This window comes from Hyalangium versicolor, from assembly GCF_020103695.1.
GTDB lineage: Bacteria > Myxococcota > Myxococcia > Myxococcales > Myxococcaceae > Hyalangium > Hyalangium versicolor.
In genome coordinates, this window is sequence record NZ_JAHXBF010000034.1 from 58,133 (window position 1) to 80,777 (window position 22,645).

Annotated in this window: 14 protein-coding genes; 9 read left to right on the top strand and 5 right to left on the bottom strand. The window is 67.0% G+C overall.

Annotation, left to right across the window (positions count from 1 at the left end; genetic code table 11):
• The first annotated feature begins 107 nt into the window (after window positions 1–107).
• The gene (locus KY501_RS45420; protein WP_224371014.1) at window positions 108–3,404 is read left to right on the top strand and encodes a transglutaminase family protein; all 3,297 of its coding nucleotides are present in this window, start codon (window positions 108–110) and stop codon (window positions 3,402–3,404) included.
• A 157-nt stretch (window positions 3,405–3,561) separates the two neighbouring features.
• Window positions 3,562–5,403, top strand: coding sequence for a class II glutamine amidotransferase (locus KY501_RS45425; RefSeq protein WP_224371016.1), 1,842 nt, complete (start codon window positions 3,562–3,564; stop codon window positions 5,401–5,403).
• Between the two features lie 25 nt (window positions 5,404–5,428).
• Here KY501_RS45425 and KY501_RS45430 read toward each other — a convergent pair whose 3' ends face one another.
• On the bottom strand, window positions 5,429–6,049 hold the full coding sequence (locus tag KY501_RS45430; RefSeq protein WP_224371018.1) for a hypothetical protein: 621 nt from the start codon (window positions 6,047–6,049) through the stop codon (window positions 5,429–5,431).
• Window positions 6,050–6,093: 44 nt separating this feature from the next.
• Between KY501_RS45430 and KY501_RS45435 the strand changes: the two genes are divergently transcribed.
• Complete coding sequence (locus tag KY501_RS45435; RefSeq protein ID WP_224371020.1) at window positions 6,094–7,164, top strand: heparan-alpha-glucosaminide N-acetyltransferase domain-containing protein; 1,071 nt, start codon at window positions 6,094–6,096, stop codon at window positions 7,162–7,164.
• 77 nt (window positions 7,165–7,241) lie between these two features.
• Window positions 7,242–8,132: an NmrA family NAD(P)-binding protein gene (locus KY501_RS45440; protein ID WP_224371022.1), complete on the top strand. Its 891-nt coding sequence runs from the start codon at window positions 7,242–7,244 to the stop codon at window positions 8,130–8,132.
• Between the two features lie 12 nt (window positions 8,133–8,144).
• Here the strand turns inward: KY501_RS45440 and KY501_RS45445 are convergent, their stop codons facing one another.
• Together KY501_RS45445 and KY501_RS45450 are read right to left on the bottom strand one after the other, a co-directional pair.
• Window positions 8,145–8,873 carry a transmembrane-type terpene cyclase gene (locus tag KY501_RS45445; protein WP_224371024.1) on the bottom strand — a complete coding sequence of 243 codons (729 nt, stop codon included), beginning with the start codon at window positions 8,871–8,873 and terminating at the stop codon, window positions 8,145–8,147.
• A gap of 3 nt (window positions 8,874–8,876) precedes the next feature.
• Entirely contained in the window at window positions 8,877–10,112 is a 1,236-nt protein-coding gene (locus tag KY501_RS45450) for an oxygenase MpaB family protein (protein WP_224371026.1), read from the bottom strand.
• Window positions 10,113–10,554: 442 nt separating this feature from the next.
• On the opposite strand from KY501_RS45450, the gene KY501_RS45455 reads away from it, so the two are divergent.
• Together KY501_RS45455 and KY501_RS45460 are read left to right on the top strand one after the other, a co-directional pair.
• The gene (locus KY501_RS45455) at window positions 10,555–12,225 is read left to right on the top strand and encodes a DUF1592 domain-containing protein (protein ID WP_224371028.1); all 1,671 of its coding nucleotides are present in this window, start codon (window positions 10,555–10,557) and stop codon (window positions 12,223–12,225) included.
• A gap of 8 nt (window positions 12,226–12,233) precedes the next feature.
• On the top strand, window positions 12,234–13,571 hold the full coding sequence (locus KY501_RS45460) for a DUF1552 domain-containing protein (protein ID WP_224371030.1): 1,338 nt from the start codon (window positions 12,234–12,236) through the stop codon (window positions 13,569–13,571).
• A 10-nt stretch (window positions 13,572–13,581) separates the two neighbouring features.
• Here the strand turns inward: KY501_RS45460 and KY501_RS45465 are convergent, their stop codons facing one another.
• A complete protein-coding gene (locus KY501_RS45465) occupies window positions 13,582–14,799 on the bottom strand; it encodes a hypothetical protein (RefSeq protein WP_224371032.1) in 1,218 nt (405 codons plus the stop codon).
• A 327-nt stretch (window positions 14,800–15,126) separates the two neighbouring features.
• Here KY501_RS45465 and KY501_RS45470 point away from each other — a divergent pair, with 327 nt between their 5' ends.
• The 3 genes from KY501_RS45470 (at window position 15,127) to KY501_RS45480 (ending at window position 20,144) form a co-directional block, all read left to right on the top strand.
• Entirely contained in the window at window positions 15,127–17,886 is a 2,760-nt protein-coding gene (locus KY501_RS45470; RefSeq protein WP_224371034.1) for a YncE family protein, read from the top strand.
• 81 nt (window positions 17,887–17,967) lie between these two features.
• Window positions 17,968–19,653, top strand: a complete 1,686-nt coding sequence (locus KY501_RS45475) for a M28 family metallopeptidase (protein ID WP_224371036.1) — start codon at window positions 17,968–17,970, stop codon at window positions 19,651–19,653.
• Between the two features lie 164 nt (window positions 19,654–19,817).
• The gene (locus tag KY501_RS45480) at window positions 19,818–20,144 is read left to right on the top strand and encodes a YqcC family protein (RefSeq protein WP_224371038.1); all 327 of its coding nucleotides are present in this window, start codon (window positions 19,818–19,820) and stop codon (window positions 20,142–20,144) included.
• Window positions 20,145–20,146: 2 nt separating this feature from the next.
• Here the strand turns inward: KY501_RS45480 and KY501_RS45485 are convergent, their stop codons facing one another.
• On the bottom strand, window positions 20,147–22,327 hold the full coding sequence (locus KY501_RS45485) for a mucoidy inhibitor MuiA family protein (protein ID WP_224371040.1): 2,181 nt from the start codon (window positions 22,325–22,327) through the stop codon (window positions 20,147–20,149).
• Between the last annotated feature and the right edge of the window lie 318 nt (window positions 22,328–22,645).

Genomic DNA, 22,645 nt, shown 5'->3' on the forward strand with positions numbered 1-22,645 from the left:
CGTCCCAGGCGCCTTCGGTGTGGCGCGCTCCCGCCTGACAGCCCGCAACGCTTCCCACGCCCGAGAGCCCGCTTGGGGTATCTTGGCGGCGTTCCTTGGAGGACTCCGTGCGGCTGCTCATCCAGCATCGCAACACGTATCGCTACCCGAAGCCCGCTGCACTCGGCCCCCACCTCATCCGACTCCGCCCCGCGGTCCACGCGCGCGCCGCCATCGAGACCTACGGCCTCACGGTGGAGCCCTCCACGTGTCAGGTGCGCTGGCAGCAGGACCCGTACGGCAACCGGGTGGCCCGCGTCACCTTCCCCCAGGGAATCCGCGTCCCGGAGTTCCAGGTCACGGTGCAACTGGCCGTCGACATCCGGCCCATCAACCCGTTCGACTTCTTCGTCGACAACCGCTGCGAGACGGTGCCGTTCACCTACCCCCAGGAGCTGCAGCAGGAGCTCAAGCCCTTCCTCGAGGTGAACACCCCCGAGCTCCAGGGCGGCGAGCGGCTCGAGGCCTTCCTCCAGGAGCTGCCTCGCTCCGGGCCCACCGTCCCCCTCATCATCGAGATCAACGAGCGGGTGAACCGCCACATCCGCTACGTCATCCGCGAGGAGACCGGCATCTACACTCCCGAGGAGACGCTCGCCGCCGGCAGGGGAAGCTGCCGGGACTCGGCGGTGCTGCTCATCGCCGCGCTGCGCTCGCGCGGGCTTGCGGCCCGCTTCGTCAGTGGCTACCTGGTCCAGCTCACCGACGAGGGAATGATCCCCAACGCCCCGCGCGGCGTCGGCCGTGACGTGGTGGACCTGCACGCCTGGGCCGAGGTGTACCTGCCCGGAGCCGGATGGATTGGCCTCGACGCCACCAGCGGCCTGCTCACGGGCGAGGGACACATTCCCCTCGCCGCGACGGCGGCCCCGGCGCTGGCGGCCCCCATCGAGGGAACTAGCGACACCGCCGCGGCCGAGGTGCAGTTCTCCATGACGGTGGGCCGGCTCGGTCACGAGCCCCGCCCCACGGCTCCCTACACCGAGGAGGTGTGGGAGGCCCTGCGTGCGGGTGGAGACCGCGCGGACGCGCTCCTGCTCGAGCGCGGCGTGAAGCTCACCATCGGCGGCGAGCCGACCTTCAACTCGCGCGAGCACCCGGAGCTGCCGGAGTGGAACGGCGAGGCACTGGGCGAGACCAAGTGGAAGCTGGGAGTGAAGCTCGCCGAGGAGCTCAAGCGGAGGCTCTCGCCTGGAGCCGCCCTGCTGCTGCGCCCGGGTAAGCACTACCCCGGCGAGAGCCTGCCCCGTTGGGCGCTCGACATCTGCGGCCGACGAGACCGGGTGCCCCTCTGGACGGGCGAGGCCGTGGCCACCGGAGACAACGCCGGGGTCGCACAGGCGCGCGAGGTGGTCCGAGAGATCGCCTCACGTCTGGGCCTGGGCGATCAGGTGCTCGCCGCGTACGAGGATCCGTGGCGCTTCCTCCAGGACGAGGCGAACCTGCCGGTGGACATCGATCCGCTCACCGCCGACCTCTCGGACTCCGAGGAGCGTCGTCGCCTGGCCCGGGTGCTCGGCAGCGGGCTTGGCAAGGAGGTGGGCTTCGTGCTGCCCCTGGCGCGGCAGCCGGACGGGCGCTGGGTGAGCGAGCACTGGCAGTTCCGCAGGCGCCACCTGTTCCTGCTCCCCGGAGACAGCCCCGTCGGCCTGCGGCTGCCGCTGCGCTCGCTGTCGGCCGGAGACCCGCTCTCCGAGCCCTGGGAGGAGCCGTACGAGCCCATCGATCCCCGCCGTGCGCCCTCCGAGGAGGAGGCGGAGCAGCGGAAGCTCGTCGCCGCGGAGCGCGCCAGCCGTCCGGCAAGGGTCCGGACCGCGCTGTGCGTGGAGGCGCGCGGAGGAACGGTGCACGTGTTCCTGCCGCCGTTCGCCCGGGCCGAGGACTTCATCGAGCTCATCACGCTCATCGACGGGGCCCGCCAGCGCACGGGCATCGCCATCCAGTTGGAAGGCTACCCGCCGCCCTCCTCGCCGCTCCTGTATCGCTTCGCGGTGACGCCGGACCCCGGCGTACTCGAGGTCAACCTCCCACCCGTGTCCAACAGCCGCGAGTACACGGAGCTGGTGGAACAGGTGTTCGATGCGGCGCTCCACGCGGAGCTCCACAGCGAGCGATACCTGCTCGACGGGCGCATGGCCGGCAGCGGCGGAGGCAATCACATCACCGTCGGCGGCTCCACGCCCCTGACCAGCCCCCTGCTGACACGGCCGGAGCTGCTGGCTTCGCTCATCACCTTCACCCAGCACCACCCGTCGCTGTCCTACCTGTTCACCGGCCTGTTTGTCGGCCCGACGTCGCAGGCTCCCCGCGTGGACGAGGCCCGGCACGACTCGCTCTACGAGTTGGAGATCGCCCTGGCCAAGGCGTTCAACGCGGGAGACGCCCCGCCGCCGTGGCTCGTGGACCAGCTCTTCCGCCACCTGCTCGTGGACGTGGCCGGCAACACCCACCGGGCCGAACTCTGCCTGGACAAGCTGTTCGATCCGCAGACGTCCACCGGCCGGCAGGGCCTGGTGGAGCTGCGTGCCTATGAGATGCCGCCGCACGCGCGCATGGTGACGGCGCAGGCCATCCTGGTGCGCTCGCTCTTCGCCGCCTTCGCCCAGAAGCCCTACCAGGGGAAGCTGGCGCGCTTCGGCCCGTCGCTCCACGACAAGTACCTGCTGCCCTACTACCTGGGACGCGATCTGGAGGACGTGCTCGGCCACCTCGCGTCACAGGGCATCTCCCTGCCGCTGGAGGGGTACACGCCCTTCCTGGAGCTGCGCTGCCCGCTCGCGGGCCGGGCCCAGATGGGCGACGTCGTCATCGAGGTGCGCAACGCCCTCGAGCCCTGGCACGTGCTCGGCGAGGAGCTGACCGCGGGCGGCACCTCGCGCTACGTGGACTCGTCCATGGAGCGCATCGAGGTGCGCGTCTCCGGCCTCGTCCCCGAGCGCCACCTGCTGCTCGTCAACGGCCACGCTCTGCCGCTCACGCCCACCGCGAAGGCCAACGAGTGGGTGGCCGGCGTGCGGTTCCGCGCCTGGGCCCCGCCGCACAGCCTGCACGCGCACCTGGGCATCCACCACCCCATCCGGCTCGACCTGCTCGACACCTGGGGGCAGCGCTCGGTGGGCGCTTGCGCCTACCACGTCTGGCATCCAGAGGGCCGGGCCTTCTCCTCCCCGCCCCTCACCCGCTTCGAGGCCTCGGCCCGCCGCGCGCAGCGCTTCACCTCCGCGGCACCGCTCTCGTGGCCGGTGAAGGCCCAGCCGGCCCCGGTCAGCGGCGAGGCCCCGGTCACCCTCGACCTGCGCCGCCTCCCCATCGACCACCCTGTCCCCGTCCCCACCAAGGAAGAGGAGGCACAGGAGCAGGGCTGAGTGGTGCCCATCCGAGGCGTCTGGCGGTGACTGTCCCGTACCCGACGCACTCCCCCGGCGAAGTCCTCGCTGGGGGGAACCCTTCTTGCACATGGGCGGCGCGATTACGATTTTCCGAGCGCCGCGCCTGGTGCGCACACCTTAGAGAAGTCATCGGATGCCGAACGTCCTTGCCATGAGTTTCGAGGGGGAGCTTGCCCCCTCGTTCGACCTGCGTTGTCTCAGTCCTGATCGAAAGCCCCCGGACGGGTGGGGTATCGGCTACTACCCGGGAGGCGATCCCGCCGCGGAGGTGCTCAAGGAAGCCGCGCCGCCGCCGGGCTCCATCCGCAGCGAGCTGGTGAAGGCCTGGGAGCACCTGGCCTCCTCCGTGTTCCTGGTGCACATCCGCACGGCAACGTGGGGACAGATCTCCGCCGCCAACACCCAGCCCTTCCGCCGCTCGTGGGGCGGACGCGACTGGCTCATGGCGCACTCGGGCAGCCTGTCCCACCGCATCGAGCCCACCGGCCCGCAGCGCTTCGAGCCCATCGGCTCCACGGACACCGAGCTCATCTTCTGCCAGCTCATGTCGATGATCTCCGACAACGGGTGGCGCACCCTTGGAGACATCGACCCGGAGCGGCTGCGCGCCTTCTTCGCCTCCGTCAACGCGCACGGCTCGGTCACCACCGTCCTCACGGACGGCAAGGACCTGTGCGTCTACGCGGACCGGGACCCGGCGCACCCGCTCTACGTCTGGACGCTGCAGCCGCCCCACGACAGCCTCGTCTTCGGTGACAACGACGTGCTCGTCGACCTCACCAAGCGCGGCATCAAGAGCCGCAAGGGCGTCATCATCTGCTCCAACCCGCTGGAGCCCGTGGGCAACGCCAAGATGGACTGGAAGCAACTCACCCCGGGGACCCTGCTGCGCATCCGCCAGGGCGCGGTCGTCGCCGAGGCCACGCTGCCGCCTCCACAGGTACAGGTGGCGCTGCAGGTGCAGACCCAGCAGCAGATCCCGGACACCCAGCTCGCGGCTCCGGCGCCGGCTCCCGCCGCGCCGCCACCGGTGGTAGAAGCGCCGGTGATTCAGCAACCGTTCATCGCCCGGGTGCAGGACCTGAGGCTGCCCAGGAAGGCCGAGGTGCAACGTTTCTCCGTGGTCCACCGCACGGTGTACCGCTACCAGAACCCCATCGAGCGCAGCACCCACGTGCTGCGGCTGCGGCCCATCCATGACGAGCTGCAGGCGGTGATTGGCCACCAGTTGCACGTGTCCGTGGACGGGCAGCGCCGAGAGTACGAGGACGTGTTCGGCAACCGCGCCACGCGGGTGCACATCGAGACGCCCTACACGGAACTCGCCATCGAGGCGCGCTCGACGGTGGAGCTCTACGACACGGATCCGCTCCAGTTCCGGGCGCCTCGGGCGCGCAGCTCCATCCCGCTGGTGTGGATGCCCTGGCAGCGGCAGGTGCTGCAGCCGTACCTGCTACCGCAGGAGCTGCCAGAGACCGAGCTGATGGAGCTCACCGAGTACGCGATGAGCTTCGTGGAGCGCAACGACTACGACTTGCTCGACACGCTGCTGGACATCAACTCGACCATCTTCCGCGAGTACACGTACCAGCAGGGCTCGACGACGGTGCACACGACGCCCTTCAACGTGTACTCGAACCGGCGCGGCGTCTGCCAGGACTTCACCAACCTGTTCATCTGCATGGCGCGGCTGCTGGGCGTGCCGGCGCGCTACACGTGCGGCTACATCTACTGTGGTCCGCAGAACCCGAACCAGCGTCAGGCCGAGGCGTCCCACGCCTGGCTCCAGCTATACCTGCCCGAGGTGGGTTGGCGTGGCTTCGACCCGACCAACGGCATCCTCTCGCAGACGAGCCACGTGCGAGTCGCCGTGGGGCGCAACTACGGGGATGCCACGCCCACCTCGGGCACCATCTTCGTGGGCGGCGGGCCCGAGACGCTCGAGGTGGACGTGAGGATGGACCGCATCGCCTGACCGCCCTGCGGTCAGGGCCGCGTGCCTACTGCGAGCACGAGAAGACGGAGACACCGCCCGAGCCATCGCCAATGAGCCCGAAGGACGGGTCGGAGGAGCCTCCGCTCGAGAAGTACCCGGGAAGATGGCTCAGGTTGCAGTCCAGCACTTGGAAGCCATTCTCCACGTAGAACTTGCTGCCGTCCGGGCAGGTGATCTGCAGGGACTGCCCCTTGAACTCCTCGGAGAACGTGCCGCTGGGCGTCGTGAGCTTGAAGCCCAGGTCGGTCTCCTTGTAGGCAACACACTGGCTCGCACCCGACGAGAGCGAGAAATCCCACAGATAGTCTTCAGAAGAGGATTGGGGGAGCGGCGTGTTGAAGACGACGGTGTGCCCCGAGCCATAGGTGCATTTGTCGCCAGCAGCCGTCAGGGTTCCCTGGTCCGACTCCGCCGGGACGCAGGCGGCTACGACCGTCAGCGCCCGCTTGTAGCAGTTGTCGGCCTCAAACCAGCTACAGTCGATCTTCGTCCCCTGAAGACCGTTCGGATTTTCTTCCTCATCATCCCCGCCGCATGCCGCGGTGAACCCCAGCACTGCCACTGCCGTCAAGATGCGCCAGCTCGTCATCCATGCCCCCAGTTTGTTGGAATGAAGCGGCGCCATCCTAGGCATGGCCTCCCGTGTGCTCGCTACCCTCTCACGTTTCCATGGCTCCCACTTCTTCCAGGATCAAAGCGTTCGACTGGCTCCGAGGCCTGGCCGTTCTCTTCATGATCGAAACCCATGCGTTGGTGCTGCTGCGCCCGGAGCTTCGGACCTCCGAGGAGGGGCGCCAGCTCAACTGGATCAACGGGCTGGTCGCACCATCCTTCATCTTCGCCGCGGGCTTCAGTCTGGCGCTCGTGCAGGTGCGAGGGGCCCAGGGGCCGCGCTGGCCGAGGGTGCGCCGGAGCCTGCGCCGGATTGGCGAGGTGCTGGGCGTGGGCATCCTCGTCAACGCCATCTGGTTTCCATGGACGCGCCAGCCCGAGTGGCTGCTGCGGCTGGACATCCTGCCGTGCATTGGCGTGTCGCTCCTGCTCGCGCTGCCCCTGCTCGCCGGGCTCGCGCGCCGGCCGGTTCTCCTCTCGGTGTGCGCTCTGGCCATCGCGCTCGGGCTGTTCCTGGTCAGTCCCTACGGAGAACTCGTCACGGGCCCCTGGGCGGACGCGGTCAACCGCAAGGGGCCGCACCAGGCGGTGTTCCCGCTGCTGCCGTGGACCGGCTACGTGTTCCTGGGCGCCGCCGTGGGGGCGCTGGCCGTGGGAGGGAGCGTCCGGCGCCTCCAGTGGTTCCTGGTTGTCACCGCAAGCATCGGAGTCGTATTCGCCCGCCTCGGGCCCTTCTTCACGTCCGTCTACCCGCCTCACATGTTCCATGCCACGAGCCCTGGCAACCACGGCCAGCGCTTCTCCATCGTGTCGCTGGCGCTCATCGTGCTGCTGTTCCTCGAGTCCTGGATGCCGGAGCGTTGGAAGCAGGGACTCGGAGTGCGTTTCATCGAGACGCTGGGGATGAGTTCGCTCGCGGGCTACTTCTTCCACGAGATGCTCCTCTACTACCAGGTCGGCGGCATCTCCTTCGCAGGGCTCGCGAAGGACAAGCTGGGGTGGGGCCTCTACCTCGTGAGCTGGATGGGACTGGTCCTGGTCACCACCCTGCTCCTGAAGGGCGTGGAGTGGGTGTACCCCCGCTACGAGGCCCTGCTGCGCAGACTGGGCCCGGCGGAGAAGCCCTGAGCCTTGACTTCAAGTTCACTTGAACTCGTAGGTTGAGCGCATTCGCACGTGCCCCTTCAGGGGCAGGGAGAAGTCACATGAGTGCCACTCACCACGAGCCCGCCAGCACGCGCTCGAAGCGCAGCCCGATTCTGGTCACTGGCGCGACGGGCAAGGTCGGCCGACACGTCATCTCCGAGTTGCTACGCATGGGCATCGCGGTCCGCGCGTTGACCCGCAATCCCGGTGCCGCGAACCTCCCGGAGGGGGTCGAACTCGTTCGCGGGGACCTGTCCGATCCGGCGACCTTCGAGGCATCCCTCCAGGGCGTCGAGCGCGTGTTCCTGCTCTGGCCACTGCTCACGGCGGAGGCAGCGCCCGGGGTAGTCGGTGCCCTGGCGAAACATGCACGCCGCATCGTCTACCTGTCCTCCTTCGGAGTGCGAGACGAGCTGGAGGTTCAGGCCGATCCAATCACATCGTTCCACGCGGCCATCGAGCGGCAGATTGAACGCTCGGGGCTGGAGTGGACTTTTCTCCGGCCCGGTGGATTCGCCTCCAACACCCTGTGGTGGGCGCCCCAGATCCGCGCCGAGGGTGTCGTGCGCTGGCCGTTCGCGGCAGCGGCCAGGTCACTCATTCACGAGAGGGACATCGCCGCGGTGGCAGTCCGCGCGCTCACGAGCGACGGACATCAGGGGGCGAAGTACGTACTCACCGGTCCCCAGGCGGTGACCCAGGCCGAGCAGGTGCGGCTCATCGGAGAGGCGATCGGGCGTCCCGCGCGCTTCGAGGAGATCCCGCCGGAGATCATGCGACAGCAGTTGGTCGCCTTCATGCCGCCGTCCGTGGTGGATGGAATCCTCGACTACCATGCCCGATGCGTGAAGGAGCCGGAGCAGGTCTCCCGCACAGTCGAAGAAGTCACGGGAGCGCCCGCCCACACGTTCGGCGAATGGGCCATCGACCACGCCGCCGACTTCCGTTGAGCCGTCCAGGGCTCAGGCGATCGCCAGGGCCGGAGTCTTCTCCGGCACCCGTGCCGTCACCCGCGCCTTCATCACCAGATAGATGTAGACGCAGTCGACCAGCCAGATGGAGAGGCACAGGAAGGTGAGGAAGTGCAGCCCACCGAGCCACGGCTGGCTCATGCCAATCACGTAGTGGCACTCGATGGAGGTGCCCAACGTGCCCAGCATCTTGCACCACGCCGCGGGCACCGAGAGCCCTGCCCCGCCCTGGTGCCGGCGCGAGAAGTAGAAGAAGACGAACGTCACGCTCATGACGAGGTTGATCATGAACGCGCCCACCAGTCCCAGCAGATCGTAGTACTGGACATAGAAGGCGTAGAGGCCAATGCCCGAGAGCACCGTCGTGACGCCGATGATGGCGTAGAAGTGGTCGCGGACCTCGGGAATCGTCTGCCACTGCCGCCCATGGCGCAGCAATTGGTAGACGATGATGAGGTCCACGAAGAACCACACCCGATCGAAGAAGTGCCAGAGCGGCACGGGATTGGGGAGGACCCACGAGGCCAGGAACTCCCAGGACAGGTTCATGCAGATGGCCACCAGGGGAAGGCCGTAGGACTTGTCCCTGGCGCACTGCCAGATGATGAAGACGTAGGCGGCGACCCAGAAGACGCAGCCCAATTCCCCGACAACGTTGAACCAGGCGAAGGGATCGAACGCCGTGGGGTCGACGTGCCCGATGGAGAAGGTCGGAGTCATGGTTCAGGCCACCTGCATGTGGACGCCTGACGAGGCGGTAGGAGGGTTCATGCGTGAAGCGAAGCGAGCAGCGGGTTCGAGAGCCCAGCGCTCCCACAGGTGCTTCGGGATGGAGAAGGACGTGCGCTGTCCCCGGCTCTCCAACAGCAACATGCCCTCGACCAGGTTCTTGCTGAGGAAGCGCAGCAGCCGGGCCGCGATGACGCTGGTGTCCCCCACCCGGTCCACCCACCCAGCGATGTGCTTCAGCGTGTGGGGGATGAGGAAGGTCCAGTCTGGCCGAGGCACCTTCAGCATGTCCGCGACGTTGAGCCCCTGCCACTGATCCTGATCCAGGAAGAAGTGGATCATGCTCTCGGGCAAACCATCGAGGAGTCCAGGCATGAGCTGCCTCAGGCCCTCGACGAGGGAAGCCGTCATGCTCACGCCTTCGGGCGAGGCGGCGATCTGCCTCTGGCGGATGAGGAAGGTGAGCTGCCGGGCCTCGTCCATGCTCGTCGGCACCAGCTTCGGGTCCACGCCGAGCACGCGTCCCACCGCCGCCCACGCGTAGAGCCAGGACTCCTGCTGCTCGGGGGTGAGGTGGATGTGAAGCATCTTCAGCCCTTCGAGCACCACGAAGGAGAACGTCATCAGCGTGCCAGCGAGATCCTCCTGGTTGACGGGCTCGCCCAGTTCTTGTGCATCCCACGGGTTCCGGGTGTCGTGGCGGATCATGTAGCGGACGGCTGAGTGCATCAGCCGCACCTTCTGGACGGTGCGCACACCCCGGCCATCAGGCTCCAGGCCGCCCTCGGTCATCACATCCAACACCATCTGCGCCGTCTCGAAGATGCGGCGCACCGGATGTTTGTGCAGGTAGCCGGTGCGGTAGAGCACCTGCACGCCCTTGCGAGCCGCGTAGGACGCTGGCAGCGAGTAGAAGCCGAGGACCAGCATCACCTCGGGGCCGAACCGCTCGAAGATCTCCTGCCCCTGGCGAAGCTTCTCGCGATCCAGCCTCGGCACCTCCGCCTGCGTCCGGGCGAGGTACTCCTGAACGTAGGGCGGCAACCTGCTGGAGGGCAGGTCATCGTTCTCGACCAGGGTCCGCATCAGGCGGTTGACGCCGTCCACCTGGCCCTCGGTGAACAGCCGTTCGATCACGGGATCAGCGAGCGGATCCATCTTCCACCGCATCTCGTCCATGAAGGCATGGGTCCAGCGTCTCGGCTGCATTCGCGCGACAGGGTTCTGCATGAGCGTTCTCGATGGTGCAGGGAGCGGCCCGCCATTCATGAACGGGCCTGCCCTCCCTTCAGCACCGGCCGTGCCAGCAGCGCGCCCTCGCCCAACAGCGGAGTGAGCACTCTGACCGGGGCAGACACCGCCGTAACGTGGTGGAAAGACTCAGCCCATCACGAGCCGCGGATGGCGCATCGGGCCTCCCCGCCACAACCGGCGTGTCCTCGGCACGCTGCCGCGTGGGCACGACACGCGAGCCTCCCCACGCCGTGCCTTCTCTGGAAGTTCTCAGCCGCGAAGGAACTGTGGAGGACTGTCCACACCACCTGGAGTGCCCTGCCGTCTGAGGCCACTGTTCACTCCGCTGCAAGGCATTGAGATCAGGAGATCCCTGATTTGGTCCGGGTCTTGCCTGGGTGATTTGCACCCCAACCTCCTCATCCCAGAGGAAGCCCCCTTGAGATCACCTCTACGCACACTCGGATTCACCTGCTTGATCGCGGCGGCGTTCCCACTGGGAGGCTGCTTCGGACAGGCCGATCTGGACGTGAACGGAGGAGCGCCACAGAGGCCCTCCCAGGAGGAGCCTGGGGGCCCATCCGCGGCCTCCTGCCCTGCCACGGCCGTGCAGCCGGGCCCCTCGCCGCTGCGCCGCCTCAACCGCTTCGAGTACGACAACACGGTGAGGGATCTGCTCACCACCTCGCTGCGCCCCGCGCAGGGTTTTGCGCCCGAGGAGGAGGCGCTGGGCTTCAAGAACAACGCGTATGCGCTCAACGTCACCCTGCTGCACGTGGAGCAGTGGATGACGGCCGCCGAATCCCTGGCGGCGGCCGCGGATCTCTCGAAGCTCGTGCCGTGCCAGCCCACCGCCGGGGCGGAGACGGCCTGTGCCACCCAGTTCATCGAGCGCTTCGGCAAGCGGGCCTGGCGCCGTCCGCTGGAGGCCGAGGAGGTCGCCCGCCTGGGTTCCGTGTTCCGCAGTGGGCTGACCCGGAAGGACTTCGCCACCGGCATCCGGATGGTGATCGAGTCGCTCTTGCAGTCGCCCTTCTTCCTCTACCGCGTGGAGTCCGGCACACCGAGCGCCCAGGGCGGCCCCCTCGCGGTGAGCGCCTATGAGATGGCATCCCGGCTCTCGTACTTCCTGTGGGGCACGATGCCGGACGAGACGCTGTTCCAGGCAGCCGATGCGGGCAAGCTCGGGACGCGCGAGGAGGTGGAGGCGCAGGCGCGGCGGATGCTGACCGATCCCAAGGCCCACCGCATGGTGGCCGAGTTCCACAAGCAGTGGCTGATGCTGGACAGCCTCGACCGGGTGACGAAGGACGCCACGCTCTACCCGGGCTTCGAGACGCTGAAGGAGGCGATGAAGACGGAGACGGAGACGTTCCTGGACTACGTCTTCTTCGAGGGCAATGCCTCGCAATTGTTCGACGCGCCCTACACCTTCGTGAACAAGCCGCTGGCGGACTTCTACGGCATCACCGGCCCCACGGGGACGGCCTTCGAGAAGGTGACGGTCAACCCCGCGCAGCGGGCGGGCTTCCTGACGCAGGCCACCTTCCTGGCGAGCCATGCCAAGCCGAACCAGAGCTCGCCCATCCACCGTGGCGTCTTCGTGCGCAAGCAGATCCTCTGCCAGCAACTGCCCACGCCGCCGGACAACGTGGGCGCGCCGCCGGATCCCTCGCCGGACTCCACCACGCGCCAGCGCTTCGCCGAGCACACGAAGAACCCGGCGTGCTCGGGCTGCCACTCGCTCATCGATCCGATCGGGTTCACCTTCGAGAACTATGACGGGGTGGGCGGCTACCGGACGCAGGAGGGCGCGCTGCCGGTGGATGCCAGCGGAGGCGTCTCCCAGGCGGAGGACGCGAATGGGAGCTTCGTGGGCGCGGTGGAGATGTCCCGCCGGTTCGCCCAGAGCCAGTACGTGAAGGACTGCATCGCCACGCAGTGGTTCCGCTTCGCCAACGGCCGGGCCGAGGTGGAAGCGGAGAAGTGCGAGCTGCAGGAGCTCCAGCGCCAGTTCGCCGCCAGTGGCTACAACTTCCGGGAGCTGCTGGTGCAGCTCGCCCTGTCCGACGCCTTCCGTTACCGCCAGCCGGCTCTCGCCGCTCAGTGAGGACTGCCATGATCCGCCGACCTTTGAGCCGTCGTACCCTGCTGCGGGGCCTGGCAGGAGTGGGCATCGCGCTCCCGTTCCTGGAGGCGATGGAGGCCCGCGCCGCCACCACGCCCGCCGCGCCCAAGCGCTTCGTGTTCGTCTTCAGCGCGAACGGCACGATTCCCCCCACCTGGACGCCCAGCGGTACGGAGACGTCGTTCACGCTGGGCCGCATCCTGGCGCCGTTGAACGACTACAAGTCGAAGCTGCTCATCCTCGACAACCTGAACATGGAGTCGGCCGGCCACGGCCCGGGCGATGCCCACCAGAAGGGCATGGGCCAGCTGCTCACGGGTACGGAACTCCAGACCGGCGACATGTTCCCGGGAGGTGACTCGGGCTCGGCGGGCTGGGGAGGCGGCATCTCCGTGGATCAGGAGATCGCCCGGAACGTGGGGCAGAACGACCGCTTCCCGTCCCTGCTGTTCGGAGTGCAGACGGGAGGCGCCAGCATCTGGTCGCGCATGTCCTACTCGGAACCGGGGACGCCGCTGCCTCCCGAGGACAACCCGCGCGGCATGTTCGACCGCATCTTCGCCAGCTTCAACACGGACGCGCAGCAGCTGGCCGAGCTGCGCGTGCGCCGCCAGTCGGTGTTGGACAGCACGAAGGATGACTTCCTGCGGCTGAAGGCGAGGCTGGGGGGCACGGATCTCCAGAAGGTGGATGCGCACCTGGAGGCCATCCGGGACATCGAGCGGCGGTTGGATCTGGAAGCGACGGCCCCGGGTGCGCTCTGCGCGAAGCCGCCGCAGCCCGCGTCGATGGACTACATGAAGAACGAGAACTATCCCGCCGTGGGCAAGCTGCAGATGGACCTGCTGGCCATGGCGCTCACGTGCAACCTGACGAAGGTGGCCACGCTGCAGTGGAGCACGAGCGTGAGCCAGGTCGCGCACCCGTGGGCGGGCGTCACCGATCGGCACCACGATCTGTCGCACTTCGGCGACAGCGAGACGGCCGTCCAGGAGAAGCTGACGCTGATCAACACCTGGTACGCGCAGCAGTTCGCCTACCTGCTGTCGAAGCTGAACGGCATCGCCGAGGGTGACAAGACTCTGCTGGACAACACGGCGGTGCTGTGGGGCAACGAGCTGGGTATTGGCAACAGCCACACCCGGGATGACATCCCCTTCGTGCTCGCGGGGAGCTGCGGCGGTTACTTCCGGACCGGCCGGTACCTCAAATACGCGAATGCCTGGCACAACGATCTGCTCGTCTCGATGCTCAACGCCATGGGCGTACCAGCGGCGAAGTTCGGCAACCCGGCCTACTGCAAGGGCCCGCTGCCGAACCTCACCTGACAGGAGCGGCTCAGGGCTGCCACGAGACGTTGAGGTTGGTGAAGTACAGAGTGTAGTCCGAGTTCGCGATCGTCGCGGGCACGATGAAGTAGCCCGTCTTGTTTGATGGGAACGGGTAGTTCGGATCCGAGAACAAGCCCGCGGCGTTGAGGCTGTCGCTGATGAGGGGCACGGTGCGGCCCTTCGGGGTGACCGTGTAGCTGATGTCCCCGGCATCCGACACGGTGATGCGGAAGGAGTACGTGACGTTGTTCTGCAGGGCGTTGGGCACGCACCGGCCGACCACGGTGCTGCCCGTGGGCCAGAAGGCCTCGATTCGGACCGAGGTCGCTCCCAGGCCGCAATCGGACTCTCCGATGATGATGCCGAGAGCGTGGTGGGCCGTGCTGCCAGTGATGTTCGAGAAGTCGAGCGCCCACTGTCCGTGGATCCCGATGGCGATGTGCTCGTGCTGGGTCGACTTGAAGTAGTCCGGTGACCACAGATCGAAGCTCAGCGTCTGGCGGCTCGTGCCGACGGGCTTGGAGCTGCTGAGCACGCTGCGATAGCCGACGTAGTAGTTCCGGAAGCCGGGCTCCCCCTGGCACCCGAGGTTGGTGCCGCAGCGCCGCGCCATGTAGTGGCCCCCCGAAATGACGGGGAACCCATCCGGCCCGTTGCCGGGAATGCCCGAGAACGTCGAGGTGCGCTGGACGTAGCCGGCGATGTGATCATACGTCCAGCCCTGCGCCATCAGGTTCTGGGCATCCTGCGCCGAGTTCACATAGATGTGGACGAGATCTCCCGTGTTGGCGTTGAACTTCGCCAGCCGGTAGAGAGCGATGGATCCAGGCACCTGCTGGGTGTGGAGGTAGCCTTCGATCCCCTCGGCGACATAGCCGTTGCTGAGCACGTAGGACTGCTCGTCGGGATAGTTATCCGTCAGGTAGACATGCTCCACCTGCGGAGCTCCCTTCCAGTAGCGCCGGAAGGGAGAAGCCGTCGGTTGTGCCGTGCGCTCGACATAGGCGGCGATGCCCTGCGAGGTGTAGCCAATCTGGGTCGAGTAGTACGACTCCGCGTAGTTGACGGTGTAGAAGTGGTCGGTCCCGCTCGCGCTGTAGGTGTGGTGCAGCGGGATGAGCGGCGGAATCGGCTGGTAGGGGATCGCCGTGGACACCTGTGGGAGCGCCATGGCGGCGAGCACGAGGCTCGTGACCAGAGACGCGTTGCGACGGGGGTAGGACATGCGCGAGGACCCTTTCTGGTCGTGAGAGTCCAGCGCCTTGCGATGTGAGTGAAGCCGTCTACAGGGTTGCTTGCCTGTCTGGAGTGAGACCCATGCCCACGGCGAATCGGCCGGGAGCCGTCTCGTGAGCCAGCAGATGTTTCATATGTCACATAACGTCAGGGCATACGCGTAGTGTCTCATGGAGCGCGTCGCGCAGAGGGCTGCGCGGCGACTCATCGCAGGAGCAGAATGCTCCTGACTCTCCTGTGCATGAGGGGGGAGAAGGTCGCTACCGCCTGGAGACACTTTATGGATTCCTTGAGCGTCGCATATCGCTGGTTCAGCATGAGAACGCTCCTGGCCACGGTCCTGCTCGCGTTGGGGTGGGTGGGAACCGAGGCCTCCGCGCAGCCCTACACGCTCTTCGAGAGTGGTCAGGTTCGACCCCTCGCGCTCTCGCCGAATGGGAGTCTCCTCTTCGCCGTCAACACGCCGGACAACGCGATCGAGATCTTCCAGGTCAAGTCGACGGGACTCGAGCACGTCGCCTCCGTGCCTGTCGGGCTCGAGCCGGTGGCACTCGCGGCTCGAAGCAATGACGAGGTCTGGGTCGTCAACCACCTGTCCGACAGCGTGAGCGTCGTGCAGATCTTCCCTGGAGGTTACGGAGGCCTCGTCGTGCGCACGCTGCTCGTCGGAGACGAGCCCCGTGACATCGTCTTCGCGGGCTCGGGGAAGACGCGCGCATTCATCACCACCGCCCATCGAGGGCAGAACGCGCCCTTCGATCCCCAGCTGACCACGCCGGGCGTAGGACGCGCCGACGTCTGGGTCTTCGATGCTACGGCGCTGGGCACCTCGCTCGGCGGGACTCCGCTGACCATCCTCACCCTGTTCAGCGATACGCCGCGGGCGCTCGCGGTGACGCCGGATGGTTCGCGTGTCTATGCGGCTGCGTTCCACTCGGGCAACCGCACCACGGTGATCCACGATCTGCTGGTACCGGACGGAGGGCAGTTGGCCGGTGGAGTACCTGGACCGAATACCAACACCCAGGGGGTGGCGGCACCCGAAGTGGGAGTGATCGTCAAGTACAACGGCACGCACTGGGTGGACGTGCTCAACCGCACCTGGGACAGCTCGCTGCGGTTCTCCCTACCGGACAAGGACGTGTTCGTCATCGATGCCACGGCCACCCTACCGGCCCAGCTCTCGGGCTCGGCGGGCTTCTACTCGGGCGTGGGGACCATCCTGTTCAACATGGCGGTGAATCCGGTGAACGGGAAGGTGTACGTGAGCAACACCGAAGCGCGGAACGATCTGCGCTTCGAGGGCCCCGGCACCTTCGCGGGCAGCAGCCTCCGGGGGCACCTGCACGAGAGCCGGATCACGGTGCTGAGTTCCACGGGAGTCGCCCCGCGGCACCTCAACAAGCACATCAACTACGGGACCTGCTGCACGGCCATCCCCAACACGGAGAACGAGAAGAGCCTCGCGCAGCCGCTCGGGATGGCGGTGAGTTCCAACGGTGCCACGCTGTACGTGGCGGCCTTCGGTTCCTCGAAGCTGGGGGTGTACTCCACGGCGGCGCTGGAGGCCGACACCTTCGTGCCGAGCACGGCGAACCAGATCGCGCTGACGGGCGGCGGGCCGACGGGAATGGTGCTGGACGAGGCGCGCGGCCGTATCTACGTGCTGACGCGCTTCGATAACGGGATCTCCACCGTCAACACACTCACGAACCTGGAGACCGCGCACCTGACGATGTACAGCCCCGAGCCGACGAGCGTGGTGCAGGGACGCCGGTTCCTCTACGACGCGCGAAACAGCTCGAGCCATGGGGACTCGTCCTGCGCGAGCTGCCATATCTTCGGCGACTTCGACAGCCTGGCCTGGGACCTGGGCAATCCGGACGGCACGGTGGGGACCAACCCGGGCCCCTACGCTCCGCCGATCGTGGCCGGGTTCGGCACGGACCCCACCTTCGGCCAGAACACCAGCTTCCACCCACTGAAGGGCCCTTTGACGACGCAGAGCCTGCGCGGGATGGCAAACCAGGGCCCCATGCACTGGCGCGGCGACCGCACTGCGGGCAATGACGAGCCCAGCGCGCAGCCGGACGACGGTTCATTCGACGAGAATGCCGCCTTCAAGAAGTTCAACCCGGCATTCATGGATCTGCTCGGGCGGAGCGCGCAGCTGACGGCCACGGAGATGCAGCAGTTCACGGACTTCGTCCTTCAGATCGCCTATCCGCCCAACCCCATCCGGAACCTCGACAACTCGCTCACGGCCGATCAGCAGGCGGGACGCGACACCTACTTCGCGACGACCGTCGCTCCGCAGGGCACGTGCGAGACGTGCCACCGGCTGGATCCCACCGCCAATCCGAGCGCGGGGCCCATCATGGCGGGCTTCTTCGGAACGGACGGCCGCTCGTCGTTTGATCCGGTGCCCCAGTTCTTCAAGATCCCGCACCTGCGCAACATGTACCAGAAGGTGGGCATGTTCGGAGCCGGGTACACGTTCGGGGTGGTTCCCGCGGATCCGTTCCTGGGTGATCAGGTCCGCGGCTTCGGCTTCGGTCATGACGGCGCCATCCCGGACCTGTTCCGCTTCAACGCCAGCTTCGATGTGAGCGCTGCCAACCCCGTGGGCTTTCCGGCCACCGCCGCGAGCGCAACGGCCAAGCGGAACCTGGAGGCGTTCATGCTGGCCTTCGACAGCAACCTGGCACCGATTGTGGGCCAGCAGGTGACGCTCACGGCCACCAACTCGAGTGTCGTGAATGCCCGCCTCAACCTCCTGATCGCGCGCGCGGACGCAAGAGAGTGCGATCTGATCGTCGAGGGCCGGATCAGCTCCGTGGAAGTGGGCTTCCTGTACATGGGCTCCGGGCAGTTCAAGAAGGACCGGGCCGCGCTGCCCTATGTCTCCGACGCGAGTCTTCGTGCGTCGGTCTCGGGAAGCAACGCGCTGACCTATACCTGCGTTCCGCCGGGCTCCGGGTGGCGCTGTGGTCTGGATCGGGACTACGACGGGTACCTCGATGGAGATGAACGGGTTGCGGGAAGCGACCCGGCGAATCCCTCCAGCCATCCGTAGAGTCCCGCGAAGGAGTGCGTCTGCACGAGGCTTGAGCCAGGACGCTGAGTTCCTGGCCGAGCTTCGTTAAGGTCGTCCCCCATGATTCTCTGGAACGATTCGAAGCAAGCCTCCCGCCACGTTCTTGCCATCGCAGTCCTGTTGGGCGCAGGGGCCGCGCGCGCCCAGGACACGGGCCCCATCGATCCGGCGCGACTGTCACAGATCGTCAAGGTGCTCGCCTCGGATGAGTTCATGGGCCGGGCACCGGGCGGGCCGGGTGAGCCCAAGACGCTGGAGTACCTCATCCAGCAGTTCAAGGAAGTGGGGCTGGAACCCGGCGGCGAGAACGGCGGCTGGACGCAGAAGGTCCCGCTGCTCCGCTTCCAGGTGGGAGACAACGTCAGCCTGAAGCTGACGAGTGGGGGCAAGACGGTCTCACTGCGGCAGGGCCAGGAGGTGATGATCAACACGCAGCGTCCCGTGAAGCGGGTGAAGTTCGACAAGGTCCCTCTGGTGTTCGTCGGCTACGGAGTCTCGGCGACTGAGCGGGGATGGGATGACTTCAAGGGAGCCGACCTGCGCGGCAAAATTGCCGTCTTCCTGATCAATGATCCCGACTTCGAGGCCCAGGAGGGCGAAGCCGTCCGAGGGAAGTTCGGGGGCCAGGCGGCCACCTACTACGCCCGATGGACGTACAAGTTCGAGGAAGCGGCCCGGCGTGGAGCGCTCGGGGCGTTGATCGTCCATGAGACACCGGGCGCGGGTTACGGCTGGTCCACGGTGACGGCAGGCAACGGCCAGAGCTTCGACATCGTCCGAGCCCAACCCGAGAAGGAGAAGGTCCTGATGCAGGGCTGGATCCACCGCGACGCCGCGGTTGCGTTGTTCACCCGCTTGGGAATGGACTTCGAGAAGCTGAAGCTCGAGGCGCGCAAGGCCAGCTTCGAGCCCGTGGTCCTGAAAGGCGCAAGCCTCTCGGCGGACTACAGCCTGAGCCATACGCGAGCCGACAGCCACAACGTGATCGGCCGCTTGCCAGGAGCACAGCGTCCTCAGGAATCGATCATGTACGGCGCCCACTGGGATGCCTACGGGCTCGGGCCAGCCGATGCCTCCGGCAGCAAGGTCCGCCACGGGGCGGTAGATGATGCCATCGGAGTGGCAGGCATGATCGAGATCGCGCGTGCGTTTCAACAGGGACCTCGACCCGCGCGTTCAATCGCGTTCGCCGCCTGGACCGCGGAGGAACCGGGCTTGCTCGGCTCGGAGTACTACGGCAGCCATCCGCTGCAACCGCTCGAGACGATGGTGGCGAACCTGACCATGGATGTCCTCCAGACGGCGGGGCCATCCCGGGATGTGGTGCTGGTAGGCCATGGACAGAACGAGTTGGAAGACGCGCTTGCCAAGGCCGCCGCCAGGCAGGGGCGCACCGTCACACCCGATGCGAAGCCTGAGAGAGGCCTGTTCTATCGCGCCGACCACTTCTCTCTGGCCCGGCGCGGCGTGCCGGTGCTGCTGATGATGGGGCTGGGCGGCGGTCATGACCTGGTGAAAGGAGGTCGGGAGGCGGGTGATCACTGGGTGGCCGATTACACTGCTCGCTGCTACCACCAGCCCTGCGACGCCTGGAGCGCCGACTGGGATCTACGAGGCGCCGCCCAGGATGTACAACTGCTCTACGAACTGGGCCGCGACCTGGCCTCATCGAACCGCTGGCCGGCGTGGAAACAGAGCTCGGAGTTCAAGCAACTGCGTGACCGGTCCGCGAGCGCACGTCAGTGACACTCTGCACAAGCTGCGCCAGAAGGGCATCCGTATCTAACGAAGGCGGCGGTGGACCGGAGCAGTACCTCTGGGAGCCCTGTGAAGAAGGCTACCTGCCCCTGCTCGGAGGCGGGTAGCCTTCCCCCCACGGCGGAGCTGTTCCCGCCGACAGGGGCGACACCATGCAGAGAGCCATCTATACGCGCGCCGCGCAGAAGATTGCCGCGATCGAAGCCGAGATGAAGGCCATTGGAGTCTGGAGCGCGGAGCCACTGCCCGAATCCGCCTACCGGTTCCAACGAGCCTTCGCCGCCGACACGATGTCCTTCACCCAATGGCTGCAGTTCATCCTGATTCCCCGCGTGCGCACCATCATCGAGCAGGGTGAAGACTTCCCCCAGGGCAGCAACATAGGGGCCCAGGCCACGCGAGAGTTCGCGGGCTACGACAGGGCCGCCCGGCTCACCACGCTGGTGAGCGAGTTCGACGCCCTGTTCGCCTCGAAGTAGCCCTATTGGCTCTGGTGCATGCGCCACCCCTTGGGGTGACGCAGGGTGTACTCGAACGTCGCCACCGTCCGGCCCGAGGCAGGCACGGTGAGCTCCCACTCCAGCGTTCCGTTCACCTTGTCCTGCCGGGCATAGGGCTCGGTGCGCGTGAGCTTGATTTCGACGTGCTCGTCCTGAGTGAGCGGCCACTGGTCGTGGATGCGCACCGGCAGCGGGACGGCATAGGGGTTGGCCACTTCGATGGTGACGCGGTAGGCGGTCTCCTCGGCCTTGCTGAGGAAACCCTTCTCGGACTGGACGAGCGTCACGTTGCGGACCGGCCGCACTGCCCGATCCACCCCCAGCGGCAGGGTGAACCGCTCACCGGGCGACACGAGCCCCAGAGACGCCGAGCCGGCGGGATCGGCTCCGACGAAGAGGCTCGCTTCCCCCCCTGGGAGAACCTGCTTTGACGGGCTCTGGAGCTCGGCGACGACGAAGGCCGCGCGCGTGAGTGCGGGGAACAGCTTGCGCTCCACCTTGACGGGCCAGGTCTCGGTGAAGAGCGGCACCTGCCGCCCACTCGTACCGCTCTGGACTGTCTCCGCACGAGACGCCGCGAAGGCCAGGTCATATCCCCCCGCGAGGGAAGCCGGCAGGCGCGGATCCACGATGGGCCGCTGGTACGCCCCAGGGGGAACCAATCCAACGCCGACCGTGACGGTCGAAAGGTCCTCGCCGGAGGAGAAACGAGGCGATCCCGCGCTGACATCAGGGGGGCCACCCCCCACGCGGCGAATGAACTTCTGATCCATGTTCAGCCCGGTGGTCGTGGAGCCCACGTCAATAGCGGGGGGAGCGGCTGCGATCTCGATCATTTCCGTGAACGCCTCTGGCAAGAGTTCCACGGCCACGCGGAGCGAGTGCCCGGAACGCAAGGTCACGTCTGCTCGAACAAAAGGCTTGAAGCCCTCCCTGTCGAACCGGATGGAGTAGACACCTGGGGGCATCTGCTTGGGAAACTGGTACTGCCCCTGGGAGTCGGTCACCACGACGAACTCCTCCGGAGTGCTGGGCGACGTCGCGGTGACCACCACGTCAGCGATGCGCCCTCGCCCGTCGGTACTCGTCACCACTCCAGAGATGGCCCCGAGCGCCTCCGGAGCTGGCGCTCGCTGGGGCTGAGCAGGTGCGGAGGTAGAGACCGGAAGCGAGGCAGTAGCAGGAGGAGTCCCAATGCGCGCGTAGAGACGCTCCCGAAGCCGATCTATGTCACTCGACGCCTCCCGAGGCACGGGCGGCACGGGCGGCGGAGGGCGAACGGGCAAGGTGAGCGGCTCGGGAGTGGGGATGAAGCGCTCGCGCTGACCGATCTTCCAGGTAGCGATCCTGGGCAGCGTGGTGACGGTAGCGGGGATGGCGGTGCTGAGCGTCATCTCCGTGTCCTTCCAATCCTCGCCCGTCTCCTGGCTCACGAGGCCGAAAAAGGACACCTTCACCTGGTTGGATGCGGGGAGCAGCTGCAGCTCGTAGTACGGATACCAGCGCGCGTTCGCGGTGAGGTACGCGAGCGTGAGCTTCACGGGTCCGTTGCCAGAGAGCGTGGGGGCCACTTCCAGCCCGGGACCTCGCGGTGTGGCGCCCAGCTCCCTGGCTGCCTGGAGCCGCAGCTCTCGCTCCCGGCTGAGCTCCTCCGACCGGAGGTTCAGCGCGCGCAGGCGCTCCTGGAGCTTGCTGGTGCTCTCCAGTACGAAGGTGGTGGCGGCACCCCAGCCAGAGGGATCGAGTCGGGGCGGTGGCGCACCGCCCTCCTGGCTCTCAGAAGGCACACCGGGCTGCAGTCCTCCCAACGCTGCGATCTGGGCACTGCACACCTCGCGCTCGGCCCGGTTGCGTTCGAGCTGAGCGTCAAGCGTGTCCAGCGCATCGAGCTCCTTCCGGGCCTCAGCCGGGACAAAGGCATCCTCGCTCACGGATCGCAGGTCCACGCGTGTCACCTCGGCTCCCTGGGCCTCGACACGAATCGAAGCAGGGTCCACTCCTCCACGCAGCAGCGGGAGCGCCACACGCTGCGTTCCAGAGAGAGTCAGGTGCGCGGTGCGCTCCACACGAACCCGGTCGCTGTAGACAGTCACGGAAGTGATGGGCGCATCCACCGCGCCGGTGACGAGCATCCCAATGCCAAGGAGTCCAAGCAGCATCATGCGACGATGCTGGCAGCTCCGCCGGGCGTGTCACATAACACTTGCGGAATGCAATCACTGCTCTCGGGCAAGCGACTGGCCGGAGCGCAAGCCTCGAAGCGCTCCGGCCGTCCCACTCACGAGCCGAGCCATTGGAGTTGCGCGTGGCGCGTACCGCGAAGTGGCTGTTGTTGATGATGACAAAGTCCCCCGCGTCGTTCCCCGGATCATTGGGGAACCATCGGCAGGGCTCAGCGAGATGGCCAGATTCTGCGTCACAATGGAAGCCAGCGTGTCCTGCACATAGACGGTGTGCTCCCCCACTCCTCCCGCAGCCAG